The sequence below is a fragment of the Rhizocola hellebori genome, assembly GCF_016862955.1.
Taxonomy (GTDB): domain Bacteria; phylum Actinomycetota; class Actinomycetes; order Mycobacteriales; family Micromonosporaceae; genus Rhizocola; species Rhizocola hellebori.
On record NZ_BONY01000142.1, the window covers coordinates 1 to 13,825 of the forward strand.

The window sequence follows — 13,825 nt, forward strand, 5'->3', positions numbered from 1 at the left end:
ACGCAGAGACGTAGGTGCCAGGGGCAGCCGGGCCCAGGGGCGGCAACAGCAGAGGCGGTGCGGCGGGCAGCCGGGGCGGGATGTCTGTGGCACCTACATCTCTGCCCCACCGCCCTAACGCAGAGATGTAGGTGCCGCGGGAGCAGTAGGCAGGGCGCCACCAGAGGCGGTGCCGCGCGGCGACAGGTGCGACACAACGCGGTGCGGTGCGCGACGGCGGTGCGGTGCGTGGTGCCAGGCGGCGGTGCGGCCACTGCGGCGCTTCGGGCGGCCGGGGTGGGGCGAAAGCGAGGCCCTCGCGAGGGTAGCGGCGGAGCCGCTGGGGGTTGCTAAGCACGGACCTTGCGTTGCCGCCGGGAGATACGGTGCGGGACCACGACGGCGCGGCGCAATGAAGGTGAGTGAGAAAGGTTGGGGCGTAAGGGGAAAGGGGGTTTTGTTACAACGCATGCACCCACTGCGGGTTTACCAGGGCCCATTGGTCCAGGGTGGCGCGGTGGAGGGCGTCGAAGAGTTGCGGCGCTTCCTCGTTGAGCAGGACGAAGGATTCGGCGCCGATCATTTCGGGGTATGAGGGGACGGTTACCCCGACCAGGCCGTCTGGGCGCAGGCTGCGCAGGGCGAGGAGGACGTCGGTCAGGGTGGCGCCACCGGTGTCGAGGGTCAGCGAGGCACCGAGGGCTCGAATGAACTGATCGATCTTGATGGGGTTGTTGGCGATCCCGCCGTCCAGGGCCGTGTTGAAGATCGCCTTCAGGAGCTGCTGGTTGTGACGTTGCCGGTCGTAGTCGCCGTTGTCGAGACCGTAGCGCTGGCGCGAGTAGTCCAGCGCTTCGGCGCCGCTGAAGACCTGACAGCCGAGCGGGAAGTGCCGGTCGGTGTGGATGGAGGTGACCTCGGCGTCGACGCAGAGGCGCACGCCGCCGAGCAGGTCGATGATCCGCTCGAAGCCGCCGAAGTCGATCACCGCGGCGCCTTCGAACTTGATGTCGGCGAGCTGAGCAAGTGTGGCGGACAGCAGTTGAACACCGCCCGCGCTGCCGCCGCCGAAGTGGAAGGCCGCGTTGATCTTCTCGCGGCTGCCGTAGAAGTCCGTCGGCGGGAACTCTGGGATGTCCACCAGCAGATCCCGCGGGATCGAGACCAGGTGTGCTCCGGTCCGCTCGGCGTTGATCTGCACGATGATGATCGTGTCGGAGCGCTGGCCTTCGTCTGGATCGTCAGCTCGCAAGTCCGAGCCGATGAGCAGGAAGTTCAGTGGGCCACCGCCGTCGCGCCAGGCCGTGTTCTGTGCCTGCGGCGACATGCCCCTGGCGCTGGGGGCCAGCAGCACCTGCCGGGTCAGGCTCGACTCGTACCGGTTCGTCAGCACCTTGGTAGCGACCAGCCCGACCCCCGCGAGGAGAACGAGCGCCAGACCCAGGCCAAGAGTTATCTTCGGCCACAGCGAAGATCGCACACCGCGCATTTACCTAGCTTATGAACCACACGCCGCCAATGAAGCTATTTCGCCCTATTAAGTCCCATTCGGCGTGGGCGTGGCTGTCGACGGAACGTGAATCGCGGCCCACTGGGCCATCTGGTCGGAAGCTATCGCGTTGTAAAGCGCGATCGCCCGCTCGCGGTCGGAAAGCACCACGCTCTGGCCGCCGATGTCGTCGAACCCGGAGTAGGGGCTCGTCAGGAACGTCAGGTCATCGCTTCGCAGTCCGCGGAACTGCAAACCCATGTCCAGCAGCGAGAAGCCCGCGTCGACCTTGATCGCCTTGGTCATGGCGTTGACGAAGTTGTTGAACTTGATCGGGTTGGTGAGGGTCTGCCCGCTGGCCGCCTTGTCCAAGAGCACCTTCAGCAACAGCTGTTGGTGTCGCATACGGGCGAAATCTCCGTCTGGGAACTGTTTGCGCTGCCTTACGTAGTCGAGCGCCTCGGTGCCATTGAGGTGCATGGTGCCCTTGGTGAACTTGCGGAAAGGCTCGTGGATCGAGGTGATGTCGCGCTCGATCGGCATGTCCACCCCGCCGAGCGCGTCCACGACCTGTTTGAAGCCACCAAAGTCGATCTGCACGACGTGGTCGAGGCGGACCGAAGTGAAGCACTCCACGGTCTTGACCAGCAACGGAAGGTCGCCCCAGGCGTAGGCGGCATTGATCTTCGCGCGGCGGGTGCCGCACTGGCTGTCGGTTGCCTTCTGCGGCACGGGAACCCACAGGTCACGCGGGATCGAGACCAGGTAGGCGCGATCCTGGGTGGAGGGGATGTGCATCAGGATGATGGTGTCTGTGCGCGCCGTGGCCGGGTCGTCGGCCACCGAATCTGGGTCGGCGAAATCCGTACCCACCAAAAGCATGTTCTGCATTCCGGCCACCGTCTTCGGCGGGCGGCCCTTGGTCAGTGCCGAGAACGGGTCGGTCTTCTCGATATCTCCCTCAACGTTCTTGTACCAGAGGAAGCCACCCACCCCGCAAAGGGCGAAAAGCACGACGACGACCAGCGCGATCCTGTCCCAGCGCGGCTTCGGGCCCTTTTTGGGCGTCTTACGCGACGTGCCGTAGACGGCCGCGGACTTCGCGACCCGAGCGCCTTCGCCGTTGCGGGCTGGCGCATCGCGGCCGGGCACGGAGGCCCGGCCGATGGATCGATCCGGCCGATCGTTCGATGACATGCATTCCAGAGTAAAAGGCGAAGCCCACGTTGCCCTTAGAGTGACCGGAAGTAGTCGATCGTGGCGCGCAATCCTTCGTCCGGTCCGACCTGTGGCTCAAATCCGAGTTTCTGCCGGGCCAGGGTCAGATCGGGGCGCCGGCGATCGGGATCGTCAGGCGTGCGTGGCAGCAAAGTCACCTGCGAAGTGGACCCGCTCAGCTGGACTATCCGCTCGGCGAGCTCCAGCATCGTCATCTCGTGCTCTGTCCCGCAGTTGATCGGCCCGGCCTCCTGCGAATCGAGCAGCAGCAGGATGCCGTGCACGAGATCGTCGACATAACAGATGGACCGGGTCTGCTCGCCCGTGCCGTGAACGGTGATGGGCTCGTTGCGCAGGGCCTGCGAAATGAAGGTCGGGATGGCCCGGCCGTCATTGGGCCGCATGCGCGGGCCATAGGTATTGAAGATCCGCACGATCGCGGTGTCGACGCCGTAGGTGCGGCGATAAGCCATGGTGGCCGCTTCGGAGAAGCGCTTGGCCTCGTCATAGACGCTGCGGATGCCGACCGGGTTGACGTTGCCCCAGTAGCTTTCCGGCTGCGGGTGCACCAGCGGATCGCCGTAGGCCTCCGACGTCGACGCCATCAGGAAGCGCGCCTTGTCCTCCCGTGCCCGGTCGAGCAGGTGGAAGGTGGCAAGTGAACCAGCCCGCAGGATCTCCACCGGGTAGGTGGAGAAGTCGGTCGGGCTGGCCGGGGAAGCCATGTGCAGGATCGCGTCAAAGCGCGGCGCCATAAAAGCCTCGGCCGGGATGCCGTCGGAGATGTCGGCCTTCACCAGCCTGAAGAGCGGATTGTCGGCCAGGTGCGCGACGTTGCTCTCGGAACCGGTGAGAAAGTTGTCGACCGCCACCACCTGGCAGCCTCGCGATATAAGAACATCAATCAAGTGGGAAGGAACGAACCCGGCGCCACCGGAGACGAGCACGCGGCTACCTTCGCCGAAGCGCAGGGTGATTGACATGCCGCAAGCTTAGCGTTCGCGTATTTGCGCGTAGGAGCCCCGGTGATGCAGCAACGGGAGCTCATGATCGTCGAGCGAAATCTGCTCAATGGTGCCCTCGACCAGCTGGGCCCAGCCAAAGGGCTTCGCCGAGTCGAGGCGGCAGCCCGCCCACGTCTGCCCGAGCACCGGCCCGTAGCTCGACTCGAGCCACCTCTCGCCCTGCTTGAACAGCCCTGCCGGAGCTGGAAGCAGCCCGGCGAAGCGATCGGCGAGCTGCTGCTGCCCGGGCATGAGCAGGGTCACAGCGAAGACCCCGGCGGACGAGACGGCCTCCCACAGGACCGACTCGTCGTCGATCAAGCCGACTACACGGCCCGGCTCGCCATCGCCGATCAAGCACGACGACACGGTGAGCCCGGCCGGTCCGGGCGCCGTCCACAGGGTCACCGTCTGCGCGAGGCGACCCCGGAGCCGGCGCACGGTTGAGCGCGCCGACTCCGGGGTCGCGAACGGATCGCTGTCGTGAATCACGTCCAGGCCAGCAGCGCGGCCTCTGGATCGGTGAGGAACTGACCGACGTCGCGCAGGAACTTGGAGCCCAGCTCACCATCGATGATCCGGTGATCGAAGGAGAGGCCGAGCGTGGTCACCTGGCGCACCTTGATCTTGCCCTTGTAGACCCACGGCTGCTCCCGCACCGCGCCGAAGGCCAGGATGGCGGCCTCGCCCGGGGGCAGGATCGGGGTCCCGGTGTCAACACCGAAGACGCCCACGTTGGTGATCGTGAAGGTGCCCCCTGACATTGCGGCCGGCGGGGTCTTGCCCTCCTTGGCCACCTGAACCAGCCCGGTCATCGCGTCGGCCAGCTCGCGCATGGAAAGCGCGTCCGCGTCCTTGATGTTCGGCACGATCAGTCCGCGCTCGGTCGCCGCTGCGATCCCCAGGTTCACGTAGTTCTTCACCACGATCTCCTCGGTCTGCGCCGACCAGGTCGAATTGATCATTGGGTACCGCTTCGTGGCGAGCAGGACCGCCTTGGCCACCAGGAGCAGCGGAGACACCCGAACATCGCGCCAGTCGCGCTGCGCCTTGAGCCGCTCCAGCGCCTTCATTGAACGCGTCATGTCCACCGTGAGGAACTCGGTGACATGAGGGGCCGTGAACGCCGACGACACCATGTTCGCGGCGGTCAGCTTGCGTACCCCCTTGATGGGGATTCTGGTCTCACGCTCGCCGGGCGCCCTGACCGGCGCGGCAACCTGGATCGCCGGGCTGCCGTTGAGTGCGCCTTGCACGTCATCGCGGGTGATAGACCCCTGCGGGCCCGAGCCCACCAGCGTCGACAGATCGACGCCGAGGTCACGCGCCAGCTTGCGCACCGGCGGCTTCGCCAGCACGGGTCCTTCTGCCGTGACCGGGGCAGCCTGGACCGGAGCAGCCTGGACCGGGGCCACCTGCGGCGGTGCCACCGCGGCCGTGGGCGGCGGAGCAACCTGGCCCGAGGCGGTTTCCAGCCCGTCGGCAGCGCCACCGACCCGAGCCCGGCGCTTGGCCGGACCCGACTTCGGGCCGTAGCCCACCAGCACCGCTGTGCGGCCATCGGCCTTGGTCTCGCCGATCAGGCCACCTTCGCCGGCCGCCTTGGGTGCGCTGGAACCGCCTGTGTCGATGGAGATGATCGGCGAGCCGACGTTCACCACCGTGCCCTCGGGGTGGTAGATCTTCACGACTGTCCCGGCCCACTTCGCCGGAATCTCCACCGCCGCCTTGGCCGTCTCGACCTCGACGATGGGCTGGTTCAGCTCGATGACCTCACCCTCGGCCACGAGCCACTTGAGGATCTCGCCCTCGGTCAGGCCCTCGCCCAGGTCTGGCAATGGGAACTCATTGATAGGCATGGCTCACCACCCGAACGAACGGTCGACGGCGTCAAGCACTCTGTCCAGATCGGGCAGGTACTCCTCCTCCAGCCGCGACGCCGGATAGGGCGTGTCATAGCCGGTCACCCGCAAAACCGGGGCTTCCAGGGAGTAGAAGCACTCCTCGGTGATCCGCGCGGCCAGCTCCGAACCCATGCCCAGGTTGCCCGCGGCCTCGTGCACCACCACGACCCGGCCGGTGCGCTTCGCCGATGCGTAGACCGGACCCATGTCCAGCGGAGACATCGAACGAAGGTCGATCACCTCGAGCGAGCGCCCATCTTCCGCAGCCGCGTTGGCGGCGTCGAGAGCTGTGCGCACCATGGGGCCGTAGGCCAGCACGGTCACGTCGGTGCCCGGCCGCACCACCTTCGAAGAGTGCAGCGGCTCCTGAACCGACAGCTCCTCGGCCGTGTCGACCTCACCCTTCTCCCAATAGCGCCGCTTGGGCTCGAGGAAGATGATCGGGTCGTCGCTCGCGATGGCCTGCTGGATCATCCAATAGGCATCCGACGGATTGGAACAGGCCACCACCTTCAACCCGGCGGTGTGCGAGAAATAGGCCTCGGGCGACTCGGAGTGGTGCTCCACCGCGCCGATGCCGCCGCCGAACGGAATCCGGATCACCATCGGCAGGCGTACCTTGCCGCGGGAGCGGAAATGCATCTTGGCCACCTGGCACACGATCTGGTCGTAGGCCGGGTAGACGAACCCGTCGAACTGAATCTCCACCACGGGCCGGTAACCGCGCAGCGCCAAGCCGATCGCGGTGCCGACAATGCCGGACTCAGCCAGCGGCGTGTCGATAACGCGCTCGTCGCCGAAGTCCTTCTGCAGGCCATCGGTGATGCGGAAAACGCCGCCAAGCTTGCCGATGTCCTCGCCCATCAGGATGACCTTCGAGTCGTCCTCCATCGCGCGGCGAAGGCCAAGGTTGAGCGCCTTGCCGAGTGTCAAAGTCTCGCCCATCAGTGCTGCGCTCCTTCAAACGACGCGTGGTAGGCGGCGAACGTCGCGGCCTGCTCATCTACCTCCGGCGATCCGTGGGGGTAAACATGCTTGAACATCTCGCTCGGATCGGGATCGGGCAATGCCAACACCCTTTCCCGAAGCTCGACCGCTTCAACCTTCGCCTGCGCGTCTACCTCGGTGAAGAAGGCGGCATCGGCCAGATTCTCGCGCTCCAGCAGCTTGCGAACGCGGGAGATCGGATCCTTGGCCTGCCACTCCTCGATCTCGCCGGCTACGCGGTAGCGGGTCGGGTCGTCGGAGGTGGTGTGGGCGCCCATCCGGTACGTGTAGGCCTCGACCAGGGTCGGGCCGTTGCCGTGGCGGGCGTTGTCGAGGGCGGCCCGGGTCACCGCATAGGTGGCGAGCACGTCGTTGCCGTCGACCCGCACTCCGGGGAACCCAAAGCCGGAAGCCCGCTGGTAGAGCGGCACCCGGGTCTGCCGCGTCAGCGGCTCGGAGATCGCGTACTGGTTGTTCTGGCAGAAGAACACGATGGGTGAGTTATAGACACTGGCGAAGATGAATGCTTCATTCACGTCGCCCTGGCTGGTCGCGCCGTCGCCGAAGTAGGCGATGACCGCCTCGCCCTCGTCGGTGCCGACCTTGCCATCCTTGGCGATGCCCATCGCATAGCCAGTGGCGTGCAGCGTCTGAGCGCCGATGACGATCGTGTAGATGCCGAACTTGTTGGCGATCGGGTCCCAGCCGCCCTGATCGACACCGCGGAACAGGCCCAGCGGCATGATCGGATCTATCCCGCGGCAGTAGAGAACGCCGTGCTCGCGGTAGGTCGGGAACGCCATGTCCTGCTCACGCAACGCGCGGCCCGAGCCGACCTGGGCGGCCTCCTGGCCGAGCAGACTGGCCCAGATTCCCAGCTCGCCCTGGCGCTGCAACGCGGTGGCTTCGGCATCGAGCTTGCGGACAGTAACAAGATCGCGATAAAGGCCCCGAAGCTCGTCGTCGTTGAAGTCGACGGAGTAGTCGGGGTGCGACACCCGCTCGCCGTCCGGGGTGAGTAGCTGCACGAAGTCTGCCGCGTCGCCCGGCGGGGGCGTGGCTCGCTTCGAGGAGGCTTTGGTCATCCGTGTCTCCCAAGGTCAGGTCCCCGGCAGCGGGGTGTGCCACCGGGCGGTGGTGGCTGGTCGGTGCGGCGGCCCGCTGGACCGACCTCTCCGTGGTGCCACCATCGTTTGGCCACGCCTGGCCCCGGTGGGGGTTGTCGCGTGGATAAAGATGGCATCCCATCTTCGAGGCGTGGCATAACCGTGACTGAGCAGACCGGCTACGCTGCCGCCTCGGGCTTAATACTGCCGTATTCGTGGCTGCCGTCACAGCTAAGGCGGGTGATCTGAGTCTCCCGGCCGAGGTAAACGGCGTTAGACAGACCGGGATTCCCCCCGTTTGTCGTGAGGTAGCTACCATGTCCGATTTCTTGGAGCAGGTGCTTAAAGCACCTGCTGTCACCCGGCGCGCTTCTCGCGGGCCAACTTATGGCCTGTCCGGTTCCGGCCGCCGCTATGCGGTCTTGCTCACACTGATGGCCGGGATGACGGCCGTACCCAGCTGGATCATCCTCAAGGCCGGCGTGAACGGCCTCGGCACGTCTGTGGCAGCCCCGGTCCAGCCGCTGCTGGCACCTGCTTCAGCCCAGTCGCGGATCGAACCCGACCCCGCCGCCGCAGCGCCCGAGCCGGTGGTTCCCCGCGTCCCGGTACCGGTCCTGCCGCCCGAGCTGCCGTCCCAGCCGCAGCCCGTCCCCAGCCCGCTGCTCGAACGCCGCTCGGTCGTGGACACTCCAGACCGCCCGGTGCGCAAGAAGATTCGCAAACCCGCGGCGCCACCGGCCCCAGCGGATCCGCCCGCCACCGCCGCTCCGCAACCCGGCCCATCCCTCAGCGGCCCGCCTTCGCCCGCCGCGCCGCCCTTCACCGGGCCGCCTTTCACCGCACCACCCTTTGCGGAGCCCACCTTCACCGGGCCGGCGCCCACATTCACCGGGCCGACGTTTGCCGGGCCGCTGGTTGAGCCGCCTGCGGTGTTGGCCCCTGCGGTGCGTGCGCCGTCGGTAATGGCGCCCGACGTTCAGCAGCCATCGGTGGTGGCGCCCAAGGTTTGGCGGCCCGCGGTGGTGGTGCCTGAGGTTCAGGTGGTGGCTGAGATTCAGGTGCCGTCGGTGCTCAAGTCTTGGGATTGAGTCTGCGCCAGGCGTGGGCCGCCGGGCGCACCTGCCCAGAGGGCGGTTAGGGACATTGCGGCGCGGGCTCGCTCATAGGTCGCGAGCGTGCGCCGCACCGGCTCCACGATGTAGCGGAGCGCGACTTTGTCGATCTCGTGATGCAGCAAGGCATCTTGCCGGGCGTCGGCGCGTTTGCGGCCACCCGGGAGCCAGGCCCGGCGGGGCCGGCCCGCCCTGGCCACGTCTTTGGCCTTGTCCAAGGCGGAGGAAAGCTCCTCGCGGCGCGCTGACGCGGCCCTGAGGATGGCATCGGCCCACGGTGTGGGCAGGCCCTTCGCTGCCGCCGCGGCGTAATTCCTGATGCCCGCGTCGATGTCGTTGCGCGCCAGAGCTTCGATGAGCGGGCCGGCGGGGGGCTGGGTGGCCGGGCCGCTGACCAAGGCGGACATCTCGGTGAGAGCCGTGGTGACGTCACGCTCGACGGTGTCGGCTCCGGCCCGCTGGCCCTGGATGATCGGCTCGAGGAGGGCGCGCAGGGTGGCGACGCCCACGTAGCCGTTGGGCGACTTCTCCATCGAGAAGGGGCCGGGCTTGGGTTTGACCGGGCCGCGCTTGGACGGCGGCATCTCCGGCACGGTCTTGGTGGCTGAGGTCGCCACCAGCGGCACGCCTTTGAGACCGCCCTCGTCCAGCAGCTGGCGAAGGTCGGCGCCGACCTTGGGAAGGTGGGCGGGAAGCAGCTTGTCGGTCTGGTTCAGCGCGACGATGAGCCCTGAGCGGTGCGCCGCGAGCTGGCGCAGGTAGCCCTCGTGGACCAGTTGGTCGGCGTATTTCTGCGGATCGCAGATCCAGACCACCACGTCGACCAGGTGCAGCAGCCGGTCGACCTGGACCCGGTGCTTCGGCTCGACCGAGTCGACGTCGGGAAGATCGAGCAGGATCATGCCGCGAAGCGAGAGCTCGTCGTTGGCGTCCAGCGGGGACTCGCGCGTGAAGCGGCGCCGCGGTGAGACGCCCAGCCAGTCGAGCAGCTCGTCGGCCAGGTAGAGGTTGCCCCAGACACAGGCGTAGGGCTCGGACGTGGTGGGCCGCAGAATTCCGGCCGGCGAGCGGTCGATGGTGGTGAAGGCGTTGAACATGCTGGACTTGCCGCTGCCCGTGGTGCCCGCCAGCGCGATCGTGGTGAACTGCTGGGGGAAGCGGAGCCGGTCCGCGGAGCGGTCGGCGACCGCGCGGGCCTGGGCGAGCTGCGGCTGGTCATCCAGATGACCGGTTACAAGATCAATAAAGCGCTGCAGGTTGTCCAGCTTGGCTTCGGGGGCGCTATCGCTCACTTTCCCCTCCCTGATTTTCGCTGGACTCCCGGGACATTTTGCTGCTTGCACTCTTGTGGAGGAATTCCCATATCGGCGTAACAACCCTTTCGGGGAGCATGCCTTGCCGATCTAGCTGCGAATCCGGTACCACAAACAGCGGCACCGGCTCGCCGAGTAGCTCGGTGAGATGGGGAACGATTTCCTCGACGGCTTGAGGAGGAACCCGATCGAGCACCACCGCGAGGTCCACCTTGCGTTGCTGCGCTGCCCGAAGGTGCCGCCAAGCCTCGGCGTCAGCGTAGCGGGCCGCGGTGGTCACGAACACCCAAAGGTCGGCGTCATCAAAAAGCTCATTTGACAGCTCGCGATTGGCTTGATCGATCGAGTTGATGTCCGGGGCGTCGATCAGGGCGAGCCCGGGCGGCAGCGCGGGCGCGGAGATTGGCACGAGCTGATGCCGGTGGACCCGTGCCCAGCTGCGCGGATGGCACACGAGGACCGGTTTGCGGGTGGTCGGGCGCAGAAAGCCGGTGGTGCTCACGGGTGCCCTCACCAGGCTGTTGACCAGCGTCGACTTTCCCGCGCCGGTCGGCCCACCGATCACCGCGAGAAGAGGCGCGCCATGGTCATACACACCCGAAGCGTAAGGGGAAAGGGGGTACCACCACCATAAGTTGCGTGCACGGGACTCAACCTTGTACCTTGAGTCCGGTCGACTCAAGTTGGCATCTTCTCGGTTGATCACCACGGAGGAATCAAATATGGCACGTGCGGTCGGTATCGATCTAGGGACGACGAACTCATGCGTCGCAGTCCTTGAGGGCGGCGAGCCCACAGTTATCGCGAACGCTGAGGGCTCCCGGACGACGCCCTCGATCGTGGCGTTCGCCAAGAACGGCGAAGTCCTCGTCGGCGAGGTGGCCAAGCGTCAGGCCGTCACCAACCCAGACCGGACGATTCGCTCGGTCAAGCGCGAGATGGGCACCAACTGGACCATCGACATTGACGGTAAGAAGTACACCCCGCAGGAGATCTCTGCTCGCGTGCTGCAGAAGCTCAAGCGCGACGCAGAGAGCTACCTCGGTGAGACCATCACCGACGCGGTGATCACCGTCCCGGCCTACTTCAACGACGCTCAGCGCACGGCCACCAAGGAGGCGGGCGAGATCGCCGGCTTCAACGTGCTGCGCATCGTCAACGAGCCCACCGCGGCCGCGCTGGCCTACGGCCTCGACAAGGGTTCCAAGGAGCAGACGGTTCTCGTCTTCGACCTCGGCGGCGGCACCTTCGACGTTTCGCTGCTGGAGCTGGCCGAGGGCGTGGTCGAGGTGAAGTCGACCAGCGGTGACAATCACCTCGGCGGTGACGACTGGGACGAGCGCATCATCGAGCACCTGGTCAAGACCTTCCGCGGCCAATACGGCATCGACCTGTCCGCCGACAAGATGGCGATGCAGCGGCTGCGCGAGGCTGCGGAGAAGGCGAAGATCGAGCTCTCCGCCGCCCAGACCACGAGCATCAACCTGCCCTACATCACGGCCGGCCCCGATGGCCCGCTGCACCTGGACACCTCGCTGACCCGGGCTGAGTTCCAGCGGATGACCCAGGACCTGCTCGACCGGTGCAAGGGGCCATTCGAGTCGGCGATCAAGGACGCCGGCGTGAAGCTGGCCGACGTCGAGCACGTGATCCTGGTCGGTGGCTCGACCCGCATGCCGGCGGTGACCGAGCTGGTCAAGCAGTTGACCGGCAAGGACCCTAACAAGGGTGTGAACCCCGACGAGGTCGTCGCCGTGGGTGCGGCCCTGCAGGCCGGTGTGCTCAAGGGCGAGGTCAAGGACGTCCTGCTGCTCGACGTGACCCCGCTGTCGCTGGGCATCGAGACCAAGGGCGGCATCTTCACCAAGCTGATCGAGCGCAACACCACCATCCCGACCAAGCGTTCCGAGGTCTTCACGACGGCCGATGACAACCAGCCGTCCGTGCTGATCCAGGTCTTCCAGGGTGAGCGCGAGATCGCCGCGTACAACAAGAAGCTCGGCACTTTTGAATTGACCGGTCTTCCGCCGGCGCCGCGGGGTATGCCGCAGATCGAGGTCACCTTCGACATCGACGCCAACGGCATCGTCCACGTCAACGCCAGGGACACGGGCACTGGCAAGGAACAGTCGATGACGATCACCGGTGGCTCGTCGCTGCCGAAGGACGACATCGAGCGGATGCGCCGCGATGCCGAAGAGCACGCCGACGAGGACCGCAAGCGCCGCGACGACGCGGAGACCCGCAACGTGGCCGAGGCGCGCCAGTGGCAGACCGAGAAGTTCCTCGCCGAGAGCGGTGACAAGCTGCCCTCCAACGCGAAAGACGAGATCAACGAGGCTCTCGGCGATCTGCGCAGCGCGCTGGGTGGCAACGACATCGAGCGGATCAAGTCGGCTCACAGCAAGCTCGAAGAGGTTGCTCAGAAGGCCGGATCCGCGCTCTACGAGCAGAACGCGGCGGCCTCGGGTGGTGGACCGAGCGAAGGTGGCTCGGCCAAGCCCGACGACGACGTGGTGGACGCGGAGATCATCGATGACGAGGGTAAGAAGCAGTGACCGATAAGCCCGAGGCTGCCACCGGCGGCGGTCAGGACCTGACCGCCGCCAGTGAGCGAATCGTGATCAGAGATAAGCGAAAGGTCGGCAAGCCGGGGCCACCACCTGTGCCACCGGCTGCCGACGCCGAAGCGGGAGCCGAGGCCGAATCCGTTGTGGTTGAAGCGGAAGCGGCCGAGGTGACCGAGGTGGTGGAGGCGGCGACGACCGAAGCCGCGCCGGTGGAGGACGTGCCGGAGGTGGAGGTCTCCATCGAGGAGGAGGCGGTCGCCGAGTCCTCGGCGACCAGCTCAGCCGAGCTGGGCGAGCTCCGATCCACTTTGGACGAGCGCACCGCCGACCTCCAGCGGGTAACCGCCGAATATGCCAACTACCGCAAGCGAGTCGAAAGGGATCGCACGGTCTCCGCGGAGAATGCCGTCGGTATGGTGCTGGCGGCGTTGCTGCCGGTGCTCGACGATATCGATCGCGCCCGGGACCATGGCGACCTCACCGGCCCGTTCGCCTCGGTGGCTGAACAATTCAGCACCGTGGTCACCAAACTCGGGTTGTCAGCCTTCGGGGCCAAAGGCGATGCCTTCGACCCCAAGCTGCACGAGGCGGTGGCGCACCTGACGTCGGCAGAGGTGACCGAGCCGACCTGTATAGACGTCATGCGTCGCGGTTACCTGCTGGGCGAGCGTCTGCTCCGCCCGGCCATGGTCGCCGTCGCCGACCCCGAAGAGTAGTAGGCGGTATATGAGCTCGAAGGACTGGCTTGAAAAGGACTTCTACTCGGTGCTGGGGGTGTCCAAGGACGCCACCGCCTCCGAGGTGAAGAAGGCCTATCGCAAGCTTGCCCGCGAGCTGCACCCCGATCACAACCCGAACAACGGTGTGGCCGAGGACAGGTTCAAGGCTGTCTCCGAGGCTTACGACGTCCTGTCCGACGATCGCAAGCGCCGTGAATACGACGAGATGCGCTCGCTGTTCGAGTCGGGAGCGTTTCGCCGTGGGGCGCGAGCGGGGGCAGGCGGTCAGCACTTCGACATGTCCGACCTGTTTGGACAGCAGGGCGGGCGCGATCAGCGTTTCGGAGGGGCGAGCTTCTCCGACCTGTTCGGCACGATTTTCTCCGGTGGCGGGGGCGGTCCGGCTTACCGGACCGCCCCC

The 13,825-nt window shown here is 66.5% G+C and carries 13 protein-coding genes; 4 read left to right on the forward strand and 9 right to left on the reverse strand.

Features of this window, described 5'->3' with window-relative positions:
* Positions 1–439: 439 nt before the first annotated feature.
* From Rhe02_RS47940 to pdhA, 7 genes are read right to left on the reverse strand one after another with little or no spacing between them, the layout of a single operon-like run.
* Complete coding sequence (locus tag Rhe02_RS47940) at positions 440–1,468, reverse strand: LCP family protein (RefSeq protein ID WP_203915268.1); 1,029 nt, start codon at positions 1,466–1,468, stop codon at positions 440–442.
* 48 nt (positions 1,469–1,516) lie between these two features.
* Positions 1,517–2,665 (reverse strand): LCP family protein, encoded by a 1,149-nt coding sequence (locus Rhe02_RS47945; RefSeq protein WP_203915269.1) that lies wholly within the window; start codon positions 2,663–2,665, stop codon positions 1,517–1,519.
* Positions 2,666–2,700: 35 nt separating this feature from the next.
* A complete protein-coding gene (locus Rhe02_RS47950) occupies positions 2,701–3,669 on the reverse strand; it encodes an NAD-dependent epimerase/dehydratase family protein (RefSeq protein ID WP_203915270.1) in 969 nt (322 codons plus the stop codon).
* A 9-nt stretch (positions 3,670–3,678) separates the two neighbouring features.
* Positions 3,679–4,182, reverse strand: coding sequence for a flavin reductase family protein (locus Rhe02_RS47955; RefSeq protein WP_239124550.1), 504 nt, complete (start codon positions 4,180–4,182; stop codon positions 3,679–3,681).
* Entirely contained in the window at positions 4,179–5,549 is a 1,371-nt protein-coding gene (locus tag Rhe02_RS47960) for a dihydrolipoamide acetyltransferase family protein (RefSeq protein ID WP_203915271.1), read from the reverse strand. The genes Rhe02_RS47955 and Rhe02_RS47960 overlap by 4 nt, the downstream gene beginning before the upstream one ends.
* Positions 5,550–5,552: 3 nt before the next feature.
* Positions 5,553–6,542 (reverse strand): alpha-ketoacid dehydrogenase subunit beta, encoded by a 990-nt coding sequence (locus Rhe02_RS47965; RefSeq protein ID WP_203915280.1) that lies wholly within the window; start codon positions 6,540–6,542, stop codon positions 5,553–5,555.
* Complete coding sequence (pdhA, locus tag Rhe02_RS47970) at positions 6,539–7,666, reverse strand: pyruvate dehydrogenase (acetyl-transferring) E1 component subunit alpha (RefSeq protein WP_203915272.1); 1,128 nt, start codon at positions 7,664–7,666, stop codon at positions 6,539–6,541. Before pdhA ends, Rhe02_RS47965 begins: the two co-directional genes overlap by 4 nt.
* A 338-nt stretch (positions 7,667–8,004) precedes the next feature.
* Here pdhA and Rhe02_RS47975 point away from each other — a divergent pair, with 338 nt between their 5' ends.
* Entirely contained in the window at positions 8,005–8,778 is a 774-nt protein-coding gene (locus Rhe02_RS47975; protein WP_203915273.1) for a hypothetical protein, read from the forward strand.
* Here the strand turns inward: Rhe02_RS47975 and Rhe02_RS47980 are convergent.
* Together Rhe02_RS47980 and Rhe02_RS47985 are read right to left on the reverse strand one after the other, a co-directional pair.
* Entirely contained in the window at positions 8,745–10,094 is a 1,350-nt protein-coding gene (locus Rhe02_RS47980; RefSeq protein ID WP_203915274.1) for a P-loop NTPase family protein, read from the reverse strand. The genes Rhe02_RS47975 and Rhe02_RS47980 overlap by 34 nt on opposite strands.
* A complete protein-coding gene (locus tag Rhe02_RS47985) occupies positions 10,084–10,710 on the reverse strand; it encodes a GTPase (RefSeq protein WP_203915275.1) in 627 nt (208 codons plus the stop codon). Before Rhe02_RS47985 ends, Rhe02_RS47980 begins: the two co-directional genes overlap by 11 nt.
* 127 nt (positions 10,711–10,837) lie before the next feature.
* Here Rhe02_RS47985 and dnaK point away from each other — a divergent pair, with 127 nt between their 5' ends.
* The 3 genes from dnaK to Rhe02_RS48000 form a co-directional block, all read left to right on the forward strand.
* Positions 10,838–12,673 (forward strand): molecular chaperone DnaK, encoded by a 1,836-nt coding sequence (gene dnaK, locus Rhe02_RS47990; RefSeq protein WP_203915276.1) that lies wholly within the window; start codon positions 10,838–10,840, stop codon positions 12,671–12,673.
* Positions 12,670–13,401, forward strand: coding sequence for a nucleotide exchange factor GrpE (gene grpE, locus Rhe02_RS47995; RefSeq protein ID WP_203915277.1), 732 nt, complete (start codon positions 12,670–12,672; stop codon positions 13,399–13,401). Before dnaK ends, grpE begins: the two co-directional genes overlap by 4 nt.
* Before the next feature lie 10 nt (positions 13,402–13,411).
* Positions 13,412–13,825 (forward strand): DnaJ domain-containing protein (locus Rhe02_RS48000; protein ID WP_203915278.1); only part of this gene is annotated, 414 nt, incomplete at its 3' end.